General features: G+C 60.4%; 18 protein-coding genes and 7 pseudogenes. 11 read left to right on the forward strand and 14 right to left on the reverse strand.

All coding sequences use genetic code 11. The annotated features are described in order from the left end of the window. Nucleotides 1–152 precede the first annotated feature (152 nt). From ABIB78_RS37220 to ABIB78_RS37270, 11 genes and pseudogenes are all read right to left on the reverse strand, one after another. On the reverse strand, nucleotides 153–305 hold the full coding sequence (locus ABIB78_RS37220) for a hypothetical protein (protein WP_429034046.1): 153 nt from the start codon (nucleotides 303–305) through the stop codon (nucleotides 153–155). Next, nucleotides 302–547: a helix-turn-helix domain-containing protein gene (locus tag ABIB78_RS37225; protein WP_429034047.1), complete on the reverse strand. Its 246-nt coding sequence runs from the start codon at nucleotides 545–547 to the stop codon at nucleotides 302–304. The genes ABIB78_RS37220 and ABIB78_RS37225 overlap by 4 nt, the downstream gene beginning before the upstream one ends. Before the next feature lie 422 nt (nucleotides 548–969). After that, nucleotides 970–1,937: pseudogene (locus ABIB78_RS37230) on the reverse strand (IS91 family transposase); the annotation flags it as partial. A 104-nt stretch (nucleotides 1,938–2,041) separates the two neighbouring features. After that, nucleotides 2,042–2,608: a tyrosine-type recombinase/integrase gene (locus ABIB78_RS37235; RefSeq protein ID WP_429034048.1), complete on the reverse strand. Its 567-nt coding sequence runs from the start codon at nucleotides 2,606–2,608 to the stop codon at nucleotides 2,042–2,044. Then, a complete protein-coding gene (locus tag ABIB78_RS37240; protein WP_429034049.1) occupies nucleotides 2,523–3,032 on the reverse strand; it encodes a tyrosine-type recombinase/integrase in 510 nt (169 codons plus the stop codon). The genes ABIB78_RS37235 and ABIB78_RS37240 overlap by 86 nt, the downstream gene beginning before the upstream one ends. Further along, nucleotides 3,029–3,934, reverse strand: coding sequence for a tyrosine-type recombinase/integrase (locus tag ABIB78_RS37245; RefSeq protein WP_429034050.1), 906 nt, complete (start codon nucleotides 3,932–3,934; stop codon nucleotides 3,029–3,031). The genes ABIB78_RS37240 and ABIB78_RS37245 overlap by 4 nt, the downstream gene beginning before the upstream one ends. Next, a complete protein-coding gene (locus tag ABIB78_RS37250) occupies nucleotides 3,934–5,166 on the reverse strand; it encodes a tyrosine-type recombinase/integrase (RefSeq protein ID WP_429034051.1) in 1,233 nt (410 codons plus the stop codon). The genes ABIB78_RS37245 and ABIB78_RS37250 overlap by 1 nt, the downstream gene beginning before the upstream one ends. Before the next feature lie 146 nt (nucleotides 5,167–5,312). Beyond that, nucleotides 5,313–5,531 (reverse strand): annotated as a pseudogene (locus ABIB78_RS37255) (transposase zinc-binding domain-containing protein); the annotation flags it as partial. Nucleotides 5,532–5,551: 20 nt separating this feature from the next. Then, nucleotides 5,552–5,856 (reverse strand): annotated as a pseudogene (locus ABIB78_RS37260) (tyrosine-type recombinase/integrase); the annotation flags it as partial. A 255-nt stretch (nucleotides 5,857–6,111) separates the two neighbouring features. Beyond that, nucleotides 6,112–7,512 carry an aminotransferase gene (locus ABIB78_RS37265; protein WP_429034052.1) on the reverse strand — a complete coding sequence of 467 codons (1,401 nt, stop codon included), beginning with the start codon at nucleotides 7,510–7,512 and terminating at the stop codon, nucleotides 6,112–6,114. 9 nt (nucleotides 7,513–7,521) lie between these two features. Further along, entirely contained in the window at nucleotides 7,522–9,036 is a 1,515-nt protein-coding gene (locus tag ABIB78_RS37270; protein WP_429034053.1) for an NAD-dependent succinate-semialdehyde dehydrogenase, read from the reverse strand. Nucleotides 9,037–9,734: 698 nt separating this feature from the next. Between ABIB78_RS37270 and ABIB78_RS37275 the strand changes: the two genes are divergently transcribed. The 6 genes and pseudogenes from ABIB78_RS37275 (at nucleotide 9,735) to tnpC (ending at nucleotide 15,969) form a co-directional block, all read left to right on the forward strand. Beyond that, on the forward strand, nucleotides 9,735–10,211 hold the full coding sequence (locus ABIB78_RS37275; protein ID WP_429034054.1) for an Lrp/AsnC family transcriptional regulator: 477 nt from the start codon (nucleotides 9,735–9,737) through the stop codon (nucleotides 10,209–10,211). 600 nt (nucleotides 10,212–10,811) lie between these two features. Beyond that, entirely contained in the window at nucleotides 10,812–12,251 is a 1,440-nt protein-coding gene (locus ABIB78_RS37280; protein WP_429034055.1) for an amidohydrolase family protein, read from the forward strand. Between the two features lie 420 nt (nucleotides 12,252–12,671). Further along, nucleotides 12,672–13,441 (forward strand): annotated as a pseudogene (locus ABIB78_RS37285) (IS481 family transposase); the annotation flags it as partial. A gap of 85 nt (nucleotides 13,442–13,526) precedes the next feature. Beyond that, a pseudogene (gene tnpA, locus ABIB78_RS37290) lies at nucleotides 13,527–13,853 on the forward strand (IS66-like element accessory protein TnpA); the annotation flags it as partial. Between the two features lie 84 nt (nucleotides 13,854–13,937). Then, nucleotides 13,938–14,291: an IS66 family insertion sequence element accessory protein TnpB gene (tnpB, locus tag ABIB78_RS37295; RefSeq protein ID WP_429034063.1), complete on the forward strand. Its 354-nt coding sequence runs from the start codon at nucleotides 13,938–13,940 to the stop codon at nucleotides 14,289–14,291. Between the two features lie 73 nt (nucleotides 14,292–14,364). Then, nucleotides 14,365–15,969: an IS66 family transposase gene (gene tnpC, locus ABIB78_RS37300; protein ID WP_429034056.1), complete on the forward strand. Its 1,605-nt coding sequence runs from the start codon at nucleotides 14,365–14,367 to the stop codon at nucleotides 15,967–15,969. 105 nt (nucleotides 15,970–16,074) lie between these two features. Here the strand turns inward: tnpC and ABIB78_RS37305 are convergent. Further along, nucleotides 16,075–16,257, reverse strand: a pseudogene (locus ABIB78_RS37305) (transposase); the annotation flags it as partial. A 52-nt stretch (nucleotides 16,258–16,309) separates the two neighbouring features. Here ABIB78_RS37305 and ABIB78_RS37310 point away from each other — a divergent pair. Continuing rightward, nucleotides 16,310–16,555 (forward strand): annotated as a pseudogene (locus tag ABIB78_RS37310) (integrase core domain-containing protein); the annotation flags it as partial. A gap of 117 nt (nucleotides 16,556–16,672) precedes the next feature. Here ABIB78_RS37310 and ABIB78_RS37315 read toward each other — a convergent pair. Together ABIB78_RS37315 and ABIB78_RS37320 are read right to left on the reverse strand one after the other, a co-directional pair. Continuing rightward, nucleotides 16,673–18,214 carry an AMP-binding protein gene (locus ABIB78_RS37315; protein ID WP_429034057.1) on the reverse strand — a complete coding sequence of 514 codons (1,542 nt, stop codon included), beginning with the start codon at nucleotides 18,212–18,214 and terminating at the stop codon, nucleotides 16,673–16,675. 168 nt (nucleotides 18,215–18,382) lie between these two features. Further along, nucleotides 18,383–19,156 (reverse strand): SDR family NAD(P)-dependent oxidoreductase, encoded by a 774-nt coding sequence (locus ABIB78_RS37320; protein ID WP_429034058.1) that lies wholly within the window; start codon nucleotides 19,154–19,156, stop codon nucleotides 18,383–18,385. A 711-nt stretch (nucleotides 19,157–19,867) separates the two neighbouring features. On the opposite strand from ABIB78_RS37320, the gene ABIB78_RS37325 reads away from it, so the two are divergent. The 4 genes from ABIB78_RS37325 to ABIB78_RS37340 all read left to right on the forward strand — a co-directional run bounded on the left by ABIB78_RS37325 (nucleotide 19,868) and on the right by ABIB78_RS37340 (nucleotide 24,178). Beyond that, nucleotides 19,868–20,500, forward strand: coding sequence for a hypothetical protein (locus tag ABIB78_RS37325; RefSeq protein WP_429034059.1), 633 nt, complete (start codon nucleotides 19,868–19,870; stop codon nucleotides 20,498–20,500). A gap of 159 nt (nucleotides 20,501–20,659) precedes the next feature. Further along, nucleotides 20,660–21,814 carry a M24 family metallopeptidase gene (locus ABIB78_RS37330; protein ID WP_429034060.1) on the forward strand — a complete coding sequence of 385 codons (1,155 nt, stop codon included), beginning with the start codon at nucleotides 20,660–20,662 and terminating at the stop codon, nucleotides 21,812–21,814. A 188-nt stretch (nucleotides 21,815–22,002) separates the two neighbouring features. Beyond that, nucleotides 22,003–23,112 (forward strand): M14 family metallopeptidase, encoded by a 1,110-nt coding sequence (locus tag ABIB78_RS37335; protein ID WP_429034061.1) that lies wholly within the window; start codon nucleotides 22,003–22,005, stop codon nucleotides 23,110–23,112. 838 nt (nucleotides 23,113–23,950) lie between these two features. Beyond that, nucleotides 23,951–24,178, forward strand: a complete 228-nt coding sequence (locus ABIB78_RS37340) for a transposase DNA-binding-containing protein (RefSeq protein ID WP_429034062.1) — start codon at nucleotides 23,951–23,953, stop codon at nucleotides 24,176–24,178. The last annotated feature ends 44 nt before the right edge of the window (nucleotides 24,179–24,222 follow it).

Below are 24,222 nucleotides of genomic sequence, written 5' to 3' on the forward strand. Positions count from 1 at the left end.
ATCTCGGGGGGCCAGCCCCCATCTCTCCCGCAGCTTCACAATCGGTTTTAGTTCATGTTGAACTCCTTCCGTTGCTCTGCAGCACACTCTCGTCGATGAACACCAACCGGTGGATGTCGATCTCAGGCTGAGATGCCTTCCACGCCGCGCGTTCAGCGGCCACGTCCGGCCGATCCTGCTCGCTGGCGTGCGGTTTTTTTTTGAACGTGATGTTGCAACGATCGAAGGATCGCCAGATCACGCTCGGCACAAAAACGCTCGCCGTCGACTTTGAAGAGATGGTCGGCGATTTCGGCCAGCGTCATGTCAGGCGTAGCCTCGACCAGGGAGAGTATCTCTGCAGCATGCCGCTCGATCCGAGCTGAACGCCGTCGCCACCCTGCGCTCGCGCCTCACAGCCGCCGGTGCTTCGCCACTCCCTGACCAGCTCGATCGCGGTCGACGGCGCCACGCCGAACCGGCCGGCGGCGCCCCGACAGCTCATGCCCTCGTCTTCCACGGCCCGAACAATGCGAAGGCGAAGGTCCGGCGAGAGGGGTTTAGCCATGGGGGCTGGCCTCCATCACCAGCCCTCACGGTGAATCACGATTGGCCCCGAAAGGGAATCTGGAGGGTTCTGTGAGGTCGCGCTCACGCGAGGGCGCGGCAAGCGCTTATAACGCGACCTCATTGAAGCCGGATTGAACGAAGGCGCGGGAGGCTATTATGCGCGGTTTTGCAGCTATGGCGATTGTTCGAGATCGCGGGTTGCTATCGGCAGACTTCGGAGCTGACGCGGCGACCTTGTGGTTGCGCAATGGCGGCAACTTGAGACAGAGAGCATTTTACCCGCTGTAGCGATCGATGGCCCGCTGCATCGAATAGTTTCCGGCGCGCCGTTTGGCCGCACGGATTCGGCAGCGTCTGCGATGATCGAGACGATGGGATCATAATGACGAATGACGATCTTCGTGCACGGCATGAATTGGCTCACGATGTGTCGCACCGGAACGATTGAGTTGGAGCGCCGGAACGACTGTAGCTGTGTCGAAAGCGCTCGATGATGCGCATGGCGCCACCACAATCAGGATAGGGGAACCTTGGCCAACGTCAGAGCGTCCGAATCCACAGGCGACGGCTCGCCATCGTTTGGCGCTGTCCGCCCACGATCCAGAAGTTTGCGGCAGAGGGCAAGTTCGGCAGCGCGATGGCCGTTGGCCATAAAGCCGAAGCGGCGGATGAACTCGTCGGGCTTGAGCTTCATGATCTTTGTCGCGCCGTTCTGGCGGTAGTCCTTCCAGGTGAAGGCGACGTGATCCTCGTCGAGGGCGACGAGCCGGCTGTTGGCGATTACAACGCGATGGGTATAGCGGCCGAGATAGGCCAGCACCTGCGCGGGGCCGCCGAACGGCCGCTTGGCGTAGACAACCCAGCTGATGCGCCGTATGGCGACGAGGTGAGCTGCGAAGGCGGCAGGCTCGGCCAGGGATGCGAGATCGCTGAAGAAGTTCAGGGTGCCAGCGTCGAAGGCGGCGGTCAGACGTTCGAGGAACAGGCGTCTGAACAGCCGGGCGAGCGGTTTGACGGCCAGGAAGAAGTTTGGTCGGCTGGCGATCCAGCGCGCGCTATCGGGCGAGAGGCCGCCGCCCGGCAGGACGCAGTGGACGTGGGGATGGTGCGTCAGCACCTGCCCCCAGGTGTGGAGGACGGCGACGACGCCGATCTCGGCACCAAGCCGGCGTGGATTGGCGGCGAGCGTCGACATCGCCTCGGCGGCGGCTTTGACAGGATCGCATAAACGATGGCCTTGTTCTGAAAAGCGATTGCGGCGATCGGAGCGAGCAGCAGTGTGAAAACGACGTAGAAATAGGGAACCGGCAGCAGGTCGGCTTGACGCGCGGCGAGCCACTCGCTCGGGCTGGCCCCTGACACTTCGGACAGTGCCGGTTGCGGCAGGTAATGGGCGTCGCCCATTACCTGCCTTATGGGCAAAGCCGGTAATGGGGAGCTGGCGGCAACTTGATCGCGCTGCTGCACTAATCACCGCCAACCCCGCTCTCCATTACGAGGTACGCCTGAGGAGTTCGATCAGCTTGTCGGTGGGCTGGAAGACGCCGCGCCGCAGGTGGGGCGGCACGATCGCCTCCATCGCATCGAGCTTCTCGGTCGGATCGCCGCGCGTGTAGACCTCGGTGGTCGTCAGCGTAGCGTGGCCCAGCCATAGCGACACCTTCCGGATGTCCCCGGTCGCTTGCAGGACGACCATCGCGCAGGTGTGCCTGAGCACATGGGGCGAGACGCGTTTCTTGGCGAGACCGGGCTGCTTGCGAGCCGCAGTCGCGGCGTGCTGCCTGAGCAGATAGGCAAAGCCCCATCGGCTCAGCGGCTCACCACGGGCGTTGACGAACACCTCAGGTGTCGCGACCTGCCCACGGATGGCGAGCCAGGCGCGCAGTGCAGCGGCCGCAGGCTTCCACAACGGCAGGGTCCGCTCCCGGCGTCCCTTGCCGAGCACGCGGATGCTCATCGAAGGCAGGTCGATGTCATCGACCTTGAGGCCAGTCAGCTCGGAGACGCGCAGCCCCTGCGCAGACGGCCACGTGCAGCATTGCGCGATCGCGGATGCCATCGCGTGTCGCCGGATCGGGAGCGTCGAGCACGGCTTGGAGCTCTTCGCGCAGAAGGTAGGGCACCAGGCGCGTGTCAGTTTTCTTGAACGGGATCGCCAGTACACGGCGGATCTGCTCGAGCGCTGCCGGCTGCCGGTACTCGAGGAAGCGGAAGAACGACTTGATCGCCGCCAGGCGAACGTTGCGCGTCACGGCCGCGTTTTTGCGTTCGTCCTCAAGATGCTCGAGGAAGGCGCTGACGAGCCCGGCATCGATCTGCTCGAGCGTCAGCGCCGATGGTTTGACCTTGAGCCGGTCGGCGGCGAACACGAACAGCAGCTGGAAGCTCGAGGCATAGGAGTCGCTCGTGTGCCGGCTGGCGCCCCGCTGGCAAGCTAGTGTGTCGCGCAGGAACGTCTCGATGAGGGGAGCGATCGGCGTCATGCTGACCTCCCTTCGGACATGAACGCTTCGCCGGCCGTGGCGACATCGCGCAAGAGGTCGGGCGTGGCCTCGAGATACCAGTAGGTCGCGTAGATGCTGACGTGACCCATGTAGGTCGCGAGTGCCGCCATGTGCGCCCCGCAGCGGCCTCGGCCGGTAGGGCTGCCTTGCAGCGCGCGCACCGCAAACGTGTGCCGCAGATCGTGCAGGCGAGGACGGTGAGCCGACCTCGATCTGATGCCAGCCTTGTCGACCAGCCTGTCGAAGGTCTCCTTGACGGCAATGTAGCGCAGCGGCCGACCGCGCTTGTCGATGAACATCGGATCATCGTCCGAGCCGGGCCCGCGACGTGCCAGGTATCGCTGCAAGCCGGCGGCTGCCGTGTCGTGCAGCGGCACCAGTCGCGTCTTGCGGAACTTGGTCTCGCGGATCAGCAGACCGTCGCGGGTCACGTCAGCGATCGTCAGCTTCAGGGCTTCGGAGATCCTGAGCCCGGTGGCTGAGAGCAGCGCGATCAAGGTCGCTTGCGTGTGCGGGCGCAAGCCGCGCATTGGCCGAAGCCGCAGCGCAGCTTCAACCAGCCGACTAATCTCGTCTGTCGTGTAGATGTGCGGCGTGCGACGCTTCTTGCGGGCGCCGAAGTGATTTGCCGGCGGCAGCTCGTGCCCGACGTCCTCCACCCGGACGTGGCGTACGAAGCGACAGACGCCTCTGAGCCGTGCATCGCGTTGCGCGACGGATGGTCCGAGCGCGGCCCAGTCGATCGCTGTTTTTGTCTCGACGTACGTTTGTCCGCGCTCGGCCGCGAAGGCGGCAAAGCTCTTCAGCAGGTACTCCGCGGTCGACATCGCGAAGCCCGTGGCGCGGCGGAGCGCGAGATAGGTCTCGATGGCGTCGAGCATCAGAGCGCCTCCGGCCAGGGCTGAGCAACCTGCTTCAGCAGCGCGACGTCGGCCTTTGCGTAATAGGCCGTCGTGTCGATGCCGCGATGCCGAAGGACGAGTCCGATCTTGTCGAGCGGCACGCCATGGCGCAGCATCTCGGTCGCCGCGGTGTGCCGCAAAGCGTGGGCCCCTTTGACCGGCGCCACGATGTCGGCCCGCTTCATGATGCGCTTCACCACCGACGAGATGCCGTCGCCTCGTCGGAATGGCCGGCACGGCGCGATCGTGCGCAGGAACAAGAGATCGCTCCGGCGGGTAGACGGCCGGCATTCGAGGTAGGCGGCGATCCCATCCCCAACGTCTTGCGGCAGCGGCAGCCGGACCTCGTAGCGCGACTTGCCGCAGACCCGCAGCGACCCTGTTTGCCACTCGATATCGGTGAGGCGCAGTTGCGCCACGTCACCGGCCCGCAGGCCGAGGCGCACCAACAAAAGTACGATCGCACGATCACGCCGGCGCGCGCCGGCGTCGCCGTCACAGGCAGCGATCAGCCGGTCGACCTGCTCGGTCGACAGATACCGGGGCATGTCGGCAAGCTGCCAATGAGCGTAGGCCGGAACGGCGCCGTCGAGACCTGCCTGACAACGGCCTGCGACTGCGAGATACCGCAGGAAAGCCCGCAGGCTCGTCGTCATCTTCTCGATCGTGCCACTCCCGCTATTGCTCGCGCGCTCCAGGAAGTAGCTGCGGACATCGTTCGGCCTCCAGCCGGCCGGGTCAGATCGAAGCTCCATCATCAGGCCCGCGGCGTCGCGGGCGTAGAGCCTGACGGTGGGATCGGATGCGCCGCGATGCTTGCGCAGCCACGTCTTGAAGTCGGCGACCAGCTGCGGCTCGGCGGATGCTGCCCCCACGGCCGCGGACCGGCAAACGCCGAGCTCGACGAGGTGCCGACGAAAGAGCCTGGCACCGTAGATGGTGTGGTGGTTGCGCCGGCCGCCTTTGGCGCGTGGACACCGACAGTTGCGCAGGTGCTCGGCGAACGCGGCGAGATCAACGTCCGTTAGGCCCGCGCCTTGCTCGGCCATGACATGGCCGATGTGAGCCGCCGCTCGCAAATAGCGTACCGCTGTCTCGGGGCCATAGCCTTGCTGCTCCAGTGCCGCTGCAAACCCGTCAAGGTAAGGCCCGCTCGGCCCGCTGCGCAAATGCCCCAGCATCTTCGCCGCCGAAAAGTACGTCTCCAACATGTTCGTCCCCGTATGTGACCGGCCATCAGTGGCCGACCCGACGGGGCCGCACGGGCGACTTGTAATGGAGAGCTCGAGAGCGGCAATACCCAGGAAAATACGGTGATCGCGATTGCCAGCTCCCCATTACCGGCTTTGCCCATAAGACAGGAATTATAGGCGATCTGCGTCATGCCGCAGTCGTCGCAAGCCTCCATGGGGCCGCCGAGCGCCTCGGTCCGGCACGCCACGATCGCGCTCATCACGCGCCGCTCGACCCGACCGAGATGACCGGCATGTATACGGCGATAGGCGTCGCCATGCCGGCGCAGAATATCGGCAATCTCGATGGCGGGCCTGTTGCAGCGGCTGTCGGGGCGGATCATCACCCGCATCCCGCCGCGGATCACCTAGGTGGCGTCACCTCCAGCGACAGGCGATCGAGCGGGCTCTGCGTCGCGCGGATCGTATCGGTGGCACCTGCGTGTAGCGCGCTGTCGACGACAAGCTATTGTGCCCGAGCAAGACCTGGATGATCCGGCTATCGGTTCCGTTCTCGAGAAGATGTGTCGCGAAGCTGTGGCGCAGCGTGTGGAGCGTGACGCGGGCGCTGTCGATGTCTTCGATCCGCAGTCCCGCGACTTCGGAGGCCCTGAGTCGGGCCGCATAGGCCGTGGTGAGCGCGGCGCGGCTCTTCAGGCTGGACACGGCAGCGCGACGCATGCATGCGAGCTCGGCTGCGTCGATGAAACGCAGCGCGTTCGCCGCCGCCCGCCGCTGAGCCATGCGCTTTGACGTGCGTGTAGTCGATCAGTTGGGTGTCCACCGATCGGCCGTTACCGACGAGCCCCTGAACAGATTCTCCCCGTATGCCCCGCCGCGCCCATCAAGCGAAGCGAGTGTAGACCGTCGCAGACGGCTCAGGCCTCGGAACAAATCCGGTACGCGGCATGCTAGACACCACATTCAAGCCGTTGCAGCTTCCTTCACGAGCTCGTCCATAACTTGCCTGGTTGCGCGATACGCGAGCTCAACGATCTCGTCTATCTCAGCTTCGGATACAACAAGAGGTGGGGCGAACCCCAGAATATCCCCATGAGGCATTGCTCGTACTATAAGTCCCCGATCACGAGCAGCCTTGGAGATACGGGCGCCCACCTTAAGCTGCGGCTCAAAGCGCCGCTTCGTTGGGCGATCGGCAACGAACTCGACGGCACCCAGCAAGCCAACACCTCTAACTTCGCCGACTATCTCCAGCTGCGCAAATCGTTCCCTCAGTCTTTTAAGGAAATACGAACCGACAATCCTCGCGCGGTCGCTCAGTCGCTCATTCTCGACAATGTCGAGGACCGCGTTAGCAGCAGCGGCCGCAATCGGATGGCCGGAATAGGTGTACCCATGCGAAAATGCTCCGACGTGTTCGGCCGCCTCCTCCATAACGGCATAGACCCTTTCACCAACGATCGCTGCCGAGAGAGGCACATAGCCGGAAGTCAAACCTTTGGCGACTGTTACGAGATCGGGCTCGATTCCGTATAGAGTACTTCCAAAATTCGAGCCGGTTCGACCGAATCCACAAATTACTTCGTCTGCGATCAGTAGAATGTCGTACCTCCTGAGCACAGCTTGTACTTCACGCCAATACCCAGCCGGAGGCGGCGTGATACCGCCTGTACCCAGCACCGGTTCAGCAATAAAGGCACCGATGGTTTCAGGCCCCTCTCTCACAATCAGGTCTTCAAGTTCGGCTGCACGCCGACGAGAAAACAACTCTTCCGTTTCGCCTGGCTCGGCGCCCCAATAGTGGTGCGGTGCTCCGGTGTGCAAGATCCCGGGAAAAGGAAGGTCCATGTGATCATGGTAGAACGACATGCCGGTCATCGAGCCGGAAATTACTGAACAGCCATGGTAACCGCGCTCGCGCGAGATGATCTTCTTCTTCTTAGGTTGGCCACGGAGATTGTTATAATACCAAACAAGCTTAGCCTGCGTTTCGTTGGCGTCAGATCCGGATAAACCATAGAATACTTTGCTTGGCTTACCCGGCGCCATCCGAACAAGGCGATCGGACAGGACGGCCAGCTCTTCGGTCGTGTGTGCCGCATAAGTGTGATAGTATGCAAGCTTGTAGGCCTGCCGTGCTATGGCCTCGGCCACTTCGGTTCGACCGTATCCGATATTCACGCAATAGAGGCCAGCGAAGCCGTCGATGTAACTACGCCCCTGCGCGTCTTCGATGCGAATGCCTTTTCCTCCAGTGACGATCGTTGGATCGCCCATCTTACCAGTGGCGAACTCCTTGAGTTGGGTGAAAGGATGCAAAACACTCGCGCGATCTTGGTCAGCAATGGTTTTGATGTCGTCCATATGTTTCTCCTAAGCCGCCAAATCGCCGAAGCAGACATACTTCAGTTCCATGTATTCCGCCAAACCGTGCCGCGATCCCTCGCGACCAAGTCCAGATTGTTTGCAACCACCGAACGGAATAGGCGGACCTGTGAATGAGGCGGTGTTGATGCCGACCATGCCGCACTCGATACGCTCAGAAAGACGAAGCGCTCGGCGTAGGCTGTTCGTGTAAACGTATCCAGCCAGCCCCATTTCGTTTGCATTAGCTCGAGTGATCGCCTCCTCTTCGGAGTCGAACGGCAGAATGGCAGCGACTGGTCCGAACGTTTCCTCGCGAGCAATGAGCATATCGTCCGTGACATCACTTAGCAGCGTTGGAAGGACGAAGTTCCGACCTAGACCTTGGTCTTGCTTCGCGGAAACAGACCGTGCTCCCTTTGTCACCGCGTCGTCGATTTGGGCTCGGCACTTGTCAGCCACCGATAACTTCGTCATTGGCCCAATATCCGTTACGGGATCCAGACCGTGACCGACCTTGAGTCGAGACATTGCGACAGCAAACGCTTCGGTGAACGCACCGTAGACGCCTCTCTGCACGTAGATGCGGTTAGCCGCTAAGCAGTCCTGGCCAGACGTAGCAAATTTTGCGGCCATCGCTCCTTCAACCGCCTTGCCAATATCGATGTCATCAAAGACAAGGAACGGCGCGTGCCCCCCTAGTTCGAGGGAAACCTTCTTCACTGTCTGAGCCGCCCCCTCCAGAAGCAGACGGCCGACGTCGGTAGAACCCGTGAACGACAGAGCTCTTATTCTCGTATCGCGCAACAGCGGCGTTGAGAGTTCGATCGGATTACCGACGAGTACCTGAAACACGCCGCGAGGGACCCCAGCTTCTTCCGCCAACCTAGCCACCGCAAGAGCAGAAAGGGGGGTCTCAGGCGCAGGCTTCACAATTATCGGACAACCAGCAGCGAGCGCAGCCCCAGCCTTTCGCGTAATCATGGCAACCGGAAAATTCCACGGAGTAATCGCCGCCGCTACGCCGATTGGCTGCATTCGCACGTGAAGTAGACTCCCGAGCTTGTGGCTAGGGATCGTCTCTCCGTATGCACGCTCGCCCTCCGCAGCGAACCATTCGAGAAACCCAGCAGCGTACACAATTTCGTGTCGCGCCTCGGCGAGCGGCTTGCCCTGCTCGCTCGTCACCAAAACGGCCAGCTCTTCCGAATGGGTGAACATCAGTGACGCCCACGACTTAAGTATCGCCCCACGCCTCGCTGGCAACAACTCTCGCCACGTCAAAAAAGCTCGCTCTGCGGACGCGATGGCCAGATCCATATCCGCGGCACAGCAACGAGCAACCTCCGCAATTTCTTCCCCAGTAGCTGGATCAATCACAACATCTCGGTGCTCGCCCGCAATCCAGTGGCCATCGATCAGCGCGGCACCCGCAACAAAATCGGAACGACGCAAACTTTGCAGGCGCTCCCTAGCAAGAGCGCTCAAATGCGGCTTTGGGGACCGAACAGTTTGGAAAGTCATTAATGGTCTCGCGCTTCTTAAGCTGCCTGGGCATTCAGGATACCGGTCTTGAGAACATGTTTGCGTCGCATTTTCCTATCACTCGGCCGATTTCCTGCATGACGGAGCATTTCGCAACGGAATTCATCTCAAGGCTGCAACCCTCACTCAATACCAATTACACCTAACAAATTTCCTGGAGGGAACCTTCGCGGCAAGCGCAGCTGTTCATCACTCGCTCCGTCTCCGGAAGATGCGGCGAGGTATGGTCGAGGGCTGGGGTGAGTGCAGGCATTGACCTATCGCAGGCATTGGCGCGCGAGATGATGTCATTAGCTTTGGTCCTCGCCGCGACCCGTCTCATGCGGTAACGAATTCACGCGGCCGCGAAAGCTCGCGCCACCAGATCTGGAAAACTGAGTCCCCGTAATGCAGCCGCGGTCTTGCGCTAGCTTGCAGCGCGGGTCGGTCATTTTAAGCGCCGCGCAGCAACGGAATTTCCAGACGCAGAGTTATGCAGGCGCCTCAATCAAGAGCGACATCAAATGCCGGCTCCGGCAGGAAAGCATTTGACAGTCTCAACGGGGCACCAGTTGAAATTGCCAGCGCATTCGGCATAGTGGACCAGCGCTTTGCGTCGCATGGTCTTGTTACTCCGAGGATTTTCGGCGCTATACAGGCATTTGGCGACGAATTTCACCGCCAATTGGAGCCGTACTATGCAATATGACCGTATAGATGCCCGCATTCTCGACATCGTGCAAAAGAATAACCGTCTAACTTCCGAAACTATTGGTGAAATGGCCGGGCTTTCTGCTACCGCATGTCAACGACGACTGAAGAGGCTCCGGTCGGAAGGCATCATCGAGGCTGATGTCTCGATCGTTTCTCCGAGGGCTGTAGGAAGGCCAATTCAGATGCTTGTGCTGGTGACTTTGGAGCGGGAGCGCTCGGACATAATCGATAAGTTCAAAAAAGCTATCAAATCGTCAGTCGACGTCGTCAATGGCTTCTATGTCACCGGCGATTCTGATTTTGTCCTATACGTTACCGCGCCTACCATGGAGGACTATGAGCAGTTTACCCGGCGATTCTTTTATGAGAACTCGGACATCAAGGGCTTCAAGACGATGGTCATTATGGATCGGGTCAAAGCCGGCTTTGCCATCCCGATTGAAGCGCCATCCGATGCTTAATGCGATTGTCTCGCCGTGGATTTACATGGTTGCTCGCTTCTTCATTCGCGCGCAGGGCGAAAATTCACATTGAGACTCCTGTACCCTACCGTTTGTTAGCATTGAAGCTGAGGAGATACGGCTTCACGTATTGCGGAGGGATCAGCACCACATTAAGCTCCCGCGCATTGCAGCTCCCCGCCCAATAGTTCGAGCACCACAAGCCGCAATATCGGCTACTCGTGCTTGCGCAGTAGGCGTGGAACCGTAGGCCCATAAAGCCCCCGTTTACGAACACGCGATTGTCGACACGACTGCGGCGGAGATTACCCAGACCGCTCTCGTAAGGTGCTCATTTCACACGACGAGACGATCTACACCAGCTGAGGGGCGGCACGCGAAACATGGCCTTGGCGCAGTCGCGAAAGCCTTGCACGAATGCAGCAATCTCAGGTTGTTCATGGCGTCGATCACGTCAGCGCGCCACCGCTTGGGTGATCCGCGCCTTAAGCGCGTCGCATGAATACCACGTGCAGTAATTCGTCCCAATCGGACGTCAAATTAGTAAAATCCAGCGTCATGGTGGACTATGCTGGGCGTATAATGCCGCTGAGGACTCAAATGACTGGAAACGCATTAACTAATCAAGAAGCTGATGCTTCCCAATGTGATCTGCTGATCAGGAACGCCTATGTGATCACGATGGACTCGGATCGTCGCATCTTCCCAAATGGGACTGTTGCTGTGACAGGCTCGCTGATCGTAGATGTTGGGGACGACGCGGAACTAGCGAGTCGGTACCGGGCGGCGCGAACAATCGATGCTAAAGGGGGAGTGGTCCATCCCGGCATGATAGATTGCCACGTCCATATTGGCCAAACCGGTGGACGAGGCTGTATACCCGACGGAGTAACGGTCGGGAACGGGTACAGCTACATGCGCGCGTGGATGGGATCGCTGGAGGCCGATGATGAGTATTCCTCCACCCTGCTCTCCTCGCTGGAGATGCTGCGCAACGGCACCACGTTCTTTGTAGAACCTGGGACCGTGTTCGAGCCCGATGCTGTCGCTTCTGCCGCCGAGCGGATAGGTATCCGAGGCTCGTTGGCCGACCCTTATTTGTGGGATGTCGACTCCGCTAGGGCCGTCAAGAGTTCTTTTGATAAGAGCGTGCTCGAGCACCGGGCGCCGGTGAGCCGGGCGCGCGCGCGCAAGTTGCTGGGCCAGCAGTTGCGGAGGAACAGCGACCCGGACGCTCTTGTTCGAGGCCACATTGGACTCTACGGTGCCGGGTCCGCGAGCGACGAGTTGCTGCGCGAGGCCAGCACCATCGCCGCAGCTAACGGGGCCATCTGGACGCAGCACCAGAACTATCATTGCGCCGACGTCCAAGCAGAAGATGAAGATCTAGGAAAGCACGCACTGATTCATCAGGCGGAGATTGGTGTCCTTGGCCCACACTGCTTGTTCGCCCATATGAACTTTGTCCGCGACGACGAAATATCTGTCGTCCTCGACTCCGGTCTCGCAATCGTGTGGAGTCCCGGAGTTTATCTTAAGTACGGGATCGGGGCAACGACCCGGCCTCGGATTCCGGAGCTCTATCGAAAGGGCGTTCGAGTAGCTATCGCAACTGATACGTCGCACCCGTGGGCATTTGGGGACGCCGGGTTACTCAGTTACTTGGTCGCGCGCTCGTTCGAGGATTTCGTGTCAGTAGAGTCAGTTTTGGAGATGTTGACGATCAGCGCGGCTGAAGCCTTAGGTGTTGCTGATCGGCTCGGTAGCCTCGCAGTCGGTAAGCGCGCCGACATTGTAATCAGGAGGCATGACCTTCCCGAGGCGTACCCGAAGATGAACGTTGTGCACAATCTCATGCTGATCAGCCGGGGCAAGTCCGTTGACACCGTCCTCGTCAACGGAAAGGTCGTCGTACAGCATGGTCACGCCACCTGCGTCAACGAAGCAGAGGTGTACGAGATGGCAGATGCTTCGGCCCGCAGGGTGATGAAGAAGCTCAGTCTTGCAATTAAGCCTCGATGGCGATGCCCTAGCTGCTGAACGACACCTGACCTGATGGTGGCGCGTGGCGAGGCCATTTCTCTGAGAGGCATCTGTTTGAGAGGATTGGGCCGTAAGTCCGTTCCTCTTAATACAGGAGTGCCTCATGGCCACGATGAGTTCGAGCCCGCTGCGCCGTCGCATGATCGAGGATATGACGCTGCGCAACCTATCACCGTCGACGCAGCAATCCTATGTCTAGGCGGTTGCGAACTTTAGCCGACACTTCGGCCGATCCACGACCTTACTGTCGCGCAAGCGACCTGCGATGACGCCGGCGCCCGGAACCGTAAAGTTCTTAGCGATCAATACCGCACGTGGTGCAGCGCCTGCGAGTTGAACTGGTTGGCTGTGGGCTAGGTGTGTGGTCCCGGAGTGTGGGGGAATCAGCTAAGCTGATCCTTCATTCCGGGAGGTCCTATGGGTCAGATACTCCATGGCAGCGCCACGACCACGCACGCCATCCGAGCGGCGATACAGCGATCGAAGGCTACGCTCAAAGAGCTAGCCGCTCAGCACGGCCTCAACCAAAAGACCGTCGCCAAGTGGCGTAAGCGCACCTTCGTCCACGATGCGCCGATGGGGCCGAAGACCGTGCGCTCGACCGTGCTTTCGACCGAGGAAGAGGCGACGGCCGTCGCTTTCCGCAAGCACACGCTGCTGCCTCTGGATGACTGTCTCTATGCGCTGCAGGCGACGATCCCGCATCTCACGCGCTCGTCCTTGCACCGCTGCCAGCAGCGCCACGGGATCAGCCGCCTGCCGGAGATCGCCGGCGACAAGCCAGCTAACTAAGCAGCCCTTCAAGCGCCACCCCATTGGCTACTTCCACATCGACATGGCCGAGGTCCGCACCGAGGAAGGCAAACTTTATCTCTTCGTGGCGGTAGATCGGACCACCAAGTACGCCTTCGCCCGGCTCGTGAAGAAGGCCACGGGTGCGGCGGCCAGGGCCTTTTGACGGTATCCCTCCGTTGAGGTCTTCGTCGTATGCGTACTTTTGACGAACTGGCGGCGGCCGTCGCTTACCAGATCCACACCGTGTTGACCAACAACGGCATCCAGCTCGCCGACCTGCCCAAGAACCGGGATGGCCCCACCGCCAGCTGGCGCGGCCTCCCTTCGACCGGGCCTGCCAGGGGCATGGTATCGAGCGTCGCCTGACCAAACCCAATCACCCCTGGACGAATGTAAGAGCGGTTCTCTGCCCCCACCTTGTCGGGTGCGCGCTGACCGGCAAGATACGAGCCGTCACATACAGTACGGTTCGCATATATGGTTGACCATATCGTTGACGCTTCGGGGCCGCGGGGCCGGGTGGATATCCAGGTCGGTGCGGGACGTCGCCGCCGATGGAGCGACGAGGTCAAGGGGCGGATCGTGGCGGAGTCGTATGCGCCGGACGCGGTCGTGTCGGAGGTGGCGCGCCGGCACGGCATCTCGCCGCAACATCTTTTCGTGTGGCGCAAGGCGGCGCGTGCCGGCGTGCTCAGCCTGCCGGCCGACGAGGCGCCACTCTTCGTTCCGGTGGTGACGGAGCTACGTGGCGCTGGGCCGGGCACGGAAGCGGCAACGCGGAGCTCGACAACGATCAGCATTGAGATTGGCGGAGCGGTGGTTCGCGCGGCGGCTGGGGTCGACCCGGCATGGCTGCGCGATGTGGCTGCGGGCCGTGAAGGCGGCCACATGATCGCGGCTTCGGCGGGCGTGAAGGTCATGGTCGCGACGAGGCCGGTCGACTTCCGCAGGGGTGCCGACGGTCTCGCCGCGCTGGTGCGCGAGCAACTCCGCCATGATCCCTTCTCGGGAACGATTTTTGTCTTCCGTTCGAAGCGCGCGGACCGCTTGAAGATTTTGGCCTGGGACGGGTCCGGACTGGTGCTGCTGTGGAAACGTCTGGAGCATAACGGGTTCCGCTGGCCGCCGATCAGCGATGGTGTGATGCGGCTCTCCGCCGCGCAGCTCGCCGCGCTGATGGACGGCCTCGACTGGTCGCGTCTGCATGTCCACGACGTTGCGCAGCCGACAGCGACATCATGAGCCGCTGCGACCAACTGAATCAGGCCGCTCTTCGCATGCCCCAACGTCCTGCGAATCAGATTGAGTGGTTGATGTGGATGACATCGCAGCTCAGCTTCCGACCGAGATCGACGCGCTGCAGGCGCTGGTGGCGGCGGCGCGCACGGAGCGCGACGCTGCGATCGCAAAGTGCGACGCTGCGATCGCCGAGCGCGACCACGCGCTGTCGCAGATGGATCGGCTGCGCCACCTCTTGCGCCAGCTGCAACGCGCGCAGTTCGGCCGCCGTTCGGAGAAGCTCGATCCGGAGCAACTGCTGCTGGCGATTGAGGACATCGAGCAGGCCCTTGCCGGCGACGAGGCGGCTGAGGACAAGAAGGACCCTGCGGGCGCACGCAAGCGCGCTGCTAAGCGATGCGCCGATCGTGGTGCACTTCCGGCCCATCTGCCGCACATCGACGTGACGATTGCGCCCGAAGATACCAATTGCCCGTGCTGCCGCGCGCCTATGCATGTGATCGGCGAGGAAACGTCGAAGCGGCTCGACGTCGTCCCGGCGCAGTTCCGCGTGATCGTCACCCATCGTCCCAAATTTGCCTGCCGGGCCTGCACGGATGGCGTGGTTCAGGCGCCGGCGCCGGAGCGGCTGATCAAGGGCGGGCTGCCGACCGAGGCGATGGTCGCCCATGTGTTGGTCGCCAAATATGCCTGGCATCTGCCGCTCTATCGGCAGGCGCAGATGCTGCTTGCGCAGGGCATCGACATCAAGCGCGCGGTGCTTGCGTTCTGGGTGGGCTATGCGGCCGCGGAGCTTCATCCGCTCTGGCGGCGGCTGCGCGAGATCATCCTGACCGCGGGCAAGATCGCGGTCGACGAGACCACGGCACCGGTGCTGGATCCCGGCCGTGGCCGCACCAAGAAGGGCTTCTTCTGGGCGATCGCGCGCGACGATCGACCGTGGGGCGGGACCGATCCGCCGGCGGTGGCCTACACCTACGCGCCCGGTCGCGGCGCCGTCCACGCGCTCAAGCTGCTCGACGGCTATCGCGGCATCGTGCAATGCGACGGCTATGCCGCCTACAAGACCATTGCCAACGCCGCGTCTGACGAGGCGATCACGCTGGCGTTCTGTTGGTCTCATCTGCGGCGCCGCTTCTTCGATATCGCAGAAGGCGGCCCTGCGCCGATCACCAGCGAGGCGCTTGCGCGCATCGCCGCCCTCTATGCCATCGAGAAGACGATCACAGGCCGCAGCGCCGATGAGCGCCGCACCGTCCGACAGACGCGCAGCAAGCCTCTCGTGCTGGCGCTCAAGGCCTGGTTCGAGCAGCAGCTCACCCGCGTCTCGGGCAAGGCGACGATCGCCGAGCATATCCGCTACGCCCTGAACCACTGGGACGGGCTCACGCGGTTCCTCGACGACGGCCGCATCGAGCTCGACACCAACATCGTCGAGCGAAGCATCCGTCCTCTTGTCCTCAATCGCAAAAACGCGTTGTTTGCGGGGCATGATCAGGGCGCGGAGAACTGGGCCTGCATCGCTTCGCTGATTGAGACCAGCAAGCTCTGCGGCGTCGAGCCGCAGGCCTATCTGACCGACGTCCTCACCAAGCTGGTCAATCTCTGGCCGGCCTTCCGTCTGGACGAACTGATGCCCTGGGCCTGGGCCGCCGAGCGCGGAAGAAGCCTCGCCGCTTGACCAACTCCGATCCTGGATCGCGGCCGTTCCGGCGGGTCTCTTCGGCTCTGTGCCGTCCGCCGGCTTCAGCAAGCCGTGGCGGGCCGCCTTGCGCCAGACCGAAAGTTGCTGCGGCGAGATCTCGTGCCGACGCGCGACCTCCGAGACCACGGCGCACGGCGCGTAGGATTCCGCCACTATCTGCGCCTTGACATCGTCGCTCCAACGACGGCGCAGCGGCCGAGCCTGTAACTCGTCAACAACATCCGGAATCATGTTGCGATCCGCTCTCTTCATGACGGAACGCATATTGCAGGCCAGCCCGCCTACAACAAGGTGGGGGAAAATAACCGTCTTACGGACGAATGGCCAGGTCGAGAGGAAGAACCGCACGCTCAAGGAGGCAACCGTCCGGCGATACCACTACGAGACTCACCGGCAGCTAGAAGATCACCTCGCCGTCTTCCTTGACGCCTACAACTTCGCCAGACGCCTTAAGACCCTGCGCGGCCTCACACCCTATGAAGCTATCTGCAAGGCATGAGTGGACGAGCGAGATCGCTTCAGGATCGATCCCCTGCACTTGACCTCGGGACTGAACAACTAGTGCGGCACCCCTCCGGGGCGCCGCTTGGTGGTCGGCCCGGTTGACTGGCGATCGGCGAACCATGTTTGAAGCAAGCATGTCTTTCTGCTCGAGCTGAAGGACCAGAGCGCCTTAGTGTCAGATTTGACGCTCCCGTCCGGCCCAGTAGGGCTCCCGGACTTTCTTCCTTTGGACCTTGCCGGCGGCACTACGCGGAAGCTCTTTGACAAACTCGACGCTGCGCGGGACCTTGAACCCGGCTAGGCGCTCGCGGGCAAAGACGACGATCTCCTTCATGAGCGAGTCGCTAGGCTCGAACCCCGGATTGAGCATGACGACCGACTTCACCTCCTCGCCCCACTCCACGTTGGGCACACCGATCGTGCAGACGTCCTGGACTGCCGGATGCTTAATGAGCTCGTTGTCGATCTCCTGCGGATAGATGTTCGTGCCGCCGGAGATGATGCATTCTGCCGTGCGGCCGGTGAGGAAGACATATCCGTCCTCATCGGCGTAGCCGACATCGCCCAGCGTGAAATAGCCGTCGCGGTGGGCCGACGCGGTCTTCTCGGGATCCTTATGGTATTCAAATGGAGCATCCAAGGAGACAGGGAAGTACAACGTCCCGGCCTGCCCGCGCGAGACCTCTGCGCCTTGGTCATCGAGAATCCTGAGAGCACCCGGATACGGCAGCTTGCCGATGGTCCCAGGCTTCTTTAGCCATTCCTCGCTGCTGACATGGATGCCGGCGCCGTTTTCTGAGCCAGCATAATATTCGTTGAGGATCGGTCCAACCCAGTCGATCATCGCCTTTTTAACTTCGGGTGGACAAGGCGCTGCGCCATGAAGGATGTAGCGGAGCGAGGAAATGTCGTACTTTCGCTTCACCGCATCGGGCAGCGCCAGAAGCCTCTGGAACATAATCGGCACCATGTGACAGCGCGTTACCTTGTGCTTTTCGATTGTACGCAGCGTGTTCTCGGAATCCCATCGATCGAGAAACACGAGCGGAATTCCCATCACCATGGCAGAGCGCACATCGGAGACGAGGGGCCCACCATGATAGGCTGGGCCCGCGCACATCTGCACATCATCCGGCTGCGCGAGCGGTTCATCGCGTATCCACTCCCTGCGCCGATAGACGCCCTTCGGGCGACCAGTAGTTCCCGAGGTGTAGAGCATCGTCGAGCCCAGTGTTGGATCAATGATGTCCGAAGAGTCGAACTTTTCGAGCACCTTCTCGTAACACTCAAATCCGTCCCACGCGCCGCCAATGGAAATCTTAAGGGTCACCGCTGGCACCTGAGCCGCAAATCCAGCCGGAAAACGAGTTTCGGCGAACAATGCTTTTGCGTCGCAATCGTTAATGATGTGCTCGATCTCCCGGGCGTTGAGATGCCAGTTCACCGGTGTCAACCGATACCCCCCGCGGAAGCAAGCTGAGAGCACCTCCACGAACTCGGCGCGGTTGCTGCAAAGAAGCGCGACTGCGTCACCTTCCGTCAGCCCCCGCTCGCGCAGTAGGCGAACGATTCGGTTGGCGGCTTCATTGACCTGCCGGAACGTCCGCGCGCCGTTGGGATCGTGGATTGCGATTTTGTTACCCCGCAGATCCGCCCAGAGGCTATGGCTCATCCCTTTGGCGGCCGCCGCGGTCTGACGCTGCAACAGATTCTGCATTCAAACTCCCCTATGAATTAAGCTGCCCTAACCGAACGGCTCGGCCTAGGCCGTAGCGGCCACTCACCCGGCCCTACCAGCATAGAGCCGAAAATGCCTCGTACTGATTCAGCAGACCGCTTGCCGCGGCCACTTGGACCATCGAGTCGGCGCCGCGTTAGTGTCCCTTCAGCGGCCAAGATGGCTCCCGGCATCGACGAGCAAGAACTCGCCGGTAACGTTCGAGGCGCTCGTGAGAAAGAATAGCGCGGCCTCGGCCATCTGCTCTGGCGTACCGGCCTGACGCAAGGGTGTGGTTTGCTCCATCAACGTCTTCATCTCCTCGTACTCGGCCTGGCCTAGCCCCTCTAGGAGCCAGCGCGTTTGAATAAAGCCGGGACCTATCGCGTTGACCCTGACCGCCGGACTCAACCAACGCGCCAACGACCGGGTGAGCGTGTTGAGCGCCGCCTTGGAGGCGACGTACGGAATCGAACTGCCTGCGCCTGTTGCGACGGCGTTCGAAGAGACGTTGACGATCGAGCCGCGCTCCCTACTCTCCTCCCAGCGCTTCTTCATGGTCGGCCAGATGGCGCGGCTCATCATGTAGGGACCCGTAACATTGACCCGCAGGATGCGATCGAAATCCTCAGCCGTGACCCCCTCAAGATCGCCCTCGTTCTGAAACTTGGTGGTGCCAGCATTGTTGATCAACCCGTCGATACGACCCCACTTCTTCAGAGTCTCGGCGGCAAGCTTGCGACAATCAGCATCCTGTCCCATGTCGGCCTGTACTAGGATCGCGTCGACACCTTGGGCCTTAACCTTGGTGTAAGTCTCCTCAGCCTCTTTCTTGCTCCTTGCATAGTTGATCGCGACGTTCCAGCCGCGCGCCCCCAGATCAATCGCGCAGGCCGCCCCCAGCCCCGTCGCTGACCCAGTCACGATTGCCACCTTGGCCATAGCCCCTCCCAACCTGCAGCCACCCTCTTCTCGGAACTCCAAGAGGAGCGCGGGAATGGCGATATCGTGAAAGAAGCATAACGTGGTTCAAATCTGAATTTCTCTAATATTGCCCCCGTTTCGGCCGAAATTCTGCGCATTAGCACTGCAGAATGCGAGGATTCACCAATAAAATCTATACTGGCACAGAGCTCGCCCATGACGGCTCTTCGAAACAAGTCTCGGGCCAATCGAATAGAGATAGATTAAGCAGTACTAGTGTCACGCGACTTGCTCGGACAAAGTCAGATTTGGCACTTGGGTGAAATTCGATTCAGACCTTAGCCAGCCAGCCTTGACCGACGTTCGCGCCTCGTAGGCGAGACGCCTGCTTTGCATGCCCATCCTCACTGCATCGCATTCGGTCAATCGTCACCGACCGCCGAAATCGTCATGCGCCGCCAGAATACTCGACCTCAGAATCGGCGCTCGGCGAGCCACATTGTCCATCTTAGTGAGTTGTCTGGGGCGAGCTCTCCGCCAATATAAAGCTAAGTCGCAGCGAGCTTCACCTCCTGGCCCGTCTGACGCAGAAATCCGACCACATTCCAGCTTACATTAGGAGAATTCGGCTTAAGGGGCGGATATGCTCGCTTTATGACATCGCAAATTCCACGCTCTCTCGGAATCCTGGGCCTCGAACGCGGAGTGCCACCCGGCACCGAGCCACCGATGCCACCTTCCGGCTCGATTCTAAATTCCGCCAGCTTCAACTTCCCGACTATTTCGGAAACCGTCGCGGGAGCATGGGTGGAGAATGTCGTTCGCGGCGATCCAGCACTTGAGCCAGCTTACATCGCAGCCGCTCGGCGTCTGGTCGAGCGAGGGGCCATAGCGATAAGCTCGACGTGCGGCTTCTCTATTCGACACCAGCCCGCGGTGGCCGCGTCAGTGAATGTGCCCGTGGTAATGTCGAGCCTGCTCCTGTTGCCGGCGTTGCTCCGCCAGTTGCCGGCGACTGCCAAGATCGCCGTTCTGACCTACGACTCAAAGCATTGTAGCGAAGATCTGCTCGGGCTCAATGATCCAGGCGAGTTGGCGAGGATTGTGATCGGCGGCATTGAAGGCGGCAAGTTCTGGCATGACGAGCTGAAACGTCCGGCGCCACAGGTCGACGTCGCTGCGATCGAGGCGGATGTCACCGCGTGCGTCGAGCGCCTTCGCGCCGCACTTCCTGAGATCGCGGCGATCCTATTCGAGTGCGCGGCGTTTCCCATGGTTGCGCCGGCGGTCCGTCGTATCGCAAAGCTGCCGGTCTACGACATCACCGACCTCTGTCGGATGACGATGGCATCGTTGGCCTGAGGTCGTGGTTATATGCAGGCGAAGACGCGGCGGGCGGGCGCAGGCTCAAAGAAGGATCCCGCAACGACACCATTTCAAACTCTTTGGGGCCGAACCGGTCGACGCCGCGTATAGCCGTCATGCAAGTGATCGTCGAGCTAACATCAGGAGAAAGCGCTCATGCCCGCATTTGATCACCAGGAATATCGCCAGCGAACGGCTCGGCTACGCCAGCGAATGGCCGAGCGCGGCATGGACGCGCTCCTCGTCTTGAGCGAAGCGAACATGCACTACCTTACTGGCTACGACGGATATTCCGAGTACGTTCCGCAGCTCGCTCTTCTGTGTCAAGACGAGGAAGATCCGTATCTCATCTTGCGCGAGATGGACGTCGCATGCGCAACGGCCACATCCTATCTGCCGCACTCACGAATCCTAGGCTATCCCGAGAAATACATTGGTTCAAATCAGCGGACGCCGTGGCAACCGATCGGAGATTTGATCCGCGAGCGGACAAGGTCGAGCCGCATCGGGGTCGAACTGACAGCCAAGATTTATGGGGTGAAGGCCCATGCCGCCCTCGGCAAAAGCCTAGATCTTACCAAGAGCGTTGATGCCGACGGCGTGATTTCCAAGCTGAAGCTGGTGAAGTCCACTGCTGAGCTTGCCTACATGGAGCAAGCCGGAAAAATCGTTGATCGGGCGATGGAGGTAGGCCGGCTCCAGATCGCTGTAGGCGCGCGAGAATGCGACGTAGCTGCAGCCATCATGCATGCGTTGTGCACGGGTACCCCTGAATTCCCCGGCGGGCCTTCCCGCTTTCCGACCATGCCGACCGGCTGGCCCGCAACTGCACCGCATATCAAGTGGTCAGATGCGACCTATACGATGGGTCGTCAGACCAATTTTGAGCTCGGCGCCTTCCGCCACCGCTATTGTTGCGCATTGTCGCGGACGGTCTTCTTAGGTGAGCCCCCTGCTCGGTCGCGACACGTTCATCAAGCAGTGGTCGACGGCTTCCTCGCTGCGTTTGAAACCATGCGACCCGGAGTGACATGCGGCGATGTCGAGCGAGCGTTTCGGCGCACCTTCAATCCTCTTGGCGTACGCAAAGAATCGCGAATCGGCTACTCCATTGGGATCGATTGGACCGACGGTGGCGCGAGCCTGCAAGACGACGATGAGACCGTAATCCAACCTAACATGACCTTCCACATAATCATCGGCATCTGGGAGAAGGACGACGGCTATGTCTTCAGCGAGACCGTGCGCGTAACGGACGGCGGCGCAAAGTCAATGAGCAGCATATCGCGCGATTTGCTGGTCAATCGCTGAGACCGATCGTCTTGCATGAACGTCGGCGCCGTGCCCAGTAGCATACCCTGACGTCGGCTGACCCGCGCTTCGGCCATTCAGGCATATCTTGAGTGACCGAGAGGCCACGACGACACTATGATCGGTGAGTCCGGACGCGGTACACCACGGATCACCTATTCGCACTTGACACCTCGATTGGAACGCAGATGAACGACCCGATTGTCGACGCAGCGAATGAGCATTTTGCCTCGCATTATTTCGAAGCTCGTCAAAAATTTCGCGATTACGTTGGCATGGCAGCAATTGGCGAGCTGGCAATCTATCCATCGCCAGCGCGTGGGCCTCGTGGAGAGGAGCTTTCAACGGATGTTGCTTGGTTTGGTGACCGACGCGCCTCAAAGGTGGGGGTTATGATTTCGGCTACGCACGGTGTCGAAGGGTATTGTGGATCCGCAGCACAACTCGATTGGGTAGCTGAGCATGGTTACGAAAGGCTGAAATCTGATGAAGCCATGTTGCTGATTCACGCCATCAATCCTTATGGATTCGCATGGGATCGGCGTGTCACGCAAGAGGGCTGCGACCTCAATCGGAACTTTGTCGATTTTGCGGCTCCTTTACCTCATAACGATGCTTACGATCAGCTTGCTGACAGTCTTGTGCCACGTGAGTTGGACGGACCCCTGCTCGTTGCTGCCGAGGCGGCAATTGAGAAATTCCGTGCAGCACACGGCGAAATTGCGTTCCGAAAGGCGCGCACTAGCGGCCAGTATCGACATCCCACTGGGATGTTTTTCGGCGGATTCACCCCCTCGGTCGCACGTCGAACGCTTGAACGTATAGTATTGGAGCACGATCTCGAGTCACGTCGCTTCGTCTTCATCATCGACTATCACACGGGCCTCGGACCTTATGGGTATGGTGAGCTGCAATGCGAGCAGGCTTCAGGTCTGTCAGGGTATCAACGTGCCCGCTACATTTTTGGCCCTTCGGTCACATCGCCAGATCTGGGTACTTCATCATCTATTGTAGTAAGTGGAGCGCAGGATGATTACTGGCAGCGGCTCTTGGGAGATCGGCACGTGTACGTGTGCTTGGAGTTCGGGACCTATCCTTCGGAGGCAGGCAGACCAGCAATGCGCGCTGACCATTGGCTATATGCTTATGGTCAGGCGCAGGTTGAAACAGATGTTGGTTATGAAATTCGGCGGCGCGTAAGGCAGCACTTCTATCCGGAGAGAGCCGATTGGAAGGAGATGGTGCTATACCGCAGTCGTCAGGTTCACCGGCAGATGATCGAGGGACTGAGAATGTGAAAGCTCGACCGGGTTTGGCGTTCAAACGAGCTCAAATCTCAGCAGAAAATGAGGATGGTCGCGCAAAGTGCGGTGATCCAGTGAACGCGGTATCCGTTGAGGCAGAGAGCAACAGCAAGCAAATCGATAGGGCGCAACTATTCCGGCCGCGGCGAGCACCGGTAGCGTTTCGCCCAGCTTCAAGCTTACGCAATCTTCCAGCAGATGCGTAATTTCGACGGCGCAATCGTAGTCGGGACTGTCCGGATTCTCCGCGATGGAGGCGGCTGGCAGTGCGATAGTCCAGCGCGTGCCGTTGTAGATCCACTCGGCACCACGTGATCGCTCCGCCTTAGGTCCGTCGCAGCGGCCGCGATACTCTCGATTACACCTGCGTCTTCCGCAGCCCGCGAGAACGGACAGGCGGCCTAGTCGAATAATTCCCTAATCGTCAGGACGTCGTAAGCTTCGGTGCCGCTGCTTTAACCGGTTCGCCCGGTCGGGCCACAAATCCGGCACATCGGCCAAAATTAGATCGTCGGGTTGGCAATATTGCGAGAAGAGGATGCCTTCATCGATGCACCTGGTTGCTTGGTTGGCAAGCGCTTTTAGTTTGAAATTATAGTTGTGGGTTCCGTAGCCACGCGACAATCTGTTTGTAATGCCGCTATTCGAAGACGCAGACCGATCCTCCGATAGAGGGGCACGGAACGCCTGTATCGTATTCTTAACGCATGGTACGCATACGACGAAGCTTACGATTACCCACATTTTTTGAGGTGCACTGAGTCGAAAAACTTGAGTCGCCAGAATCACTTGTGATTCTTTGATGGGCACCTGATTCGAGAAGAGGTGCTCTATGGGACTGACTTCACGCGCCCGGGATGAGAAGGCGCATCCGTTGGCGTCTGACGCGGTGACTTGGTTTGACCGTGAAGCTGCGCTGTGCGAATTCCAGGGCGCTCGACTTGGCAAGAGATTTCGCATGCTGCTAAAGCAGATCGGTGGAGACATCGGACAGAGCATTCCGATGGTTAGAGCCGGCTCCGCAAATTTGAACAGGTCGGTAAGTGGAGTTTCTGCCTGACAGCGGGCACGCTGGTGCCTGCGAATCAGGAGCGACGATGAGCA

This window comes from Bradyrhizobium sp. I1.14.4 (assembly GCF_050435825.1).
In the GTDB taxonomy this organism is placed as follows: domain Bacteria; phylum Pseudomonadota; class Alphaproteobacteria; order Rhizobiales; family Xanthobacteraceae; genus Bradyrhizobium.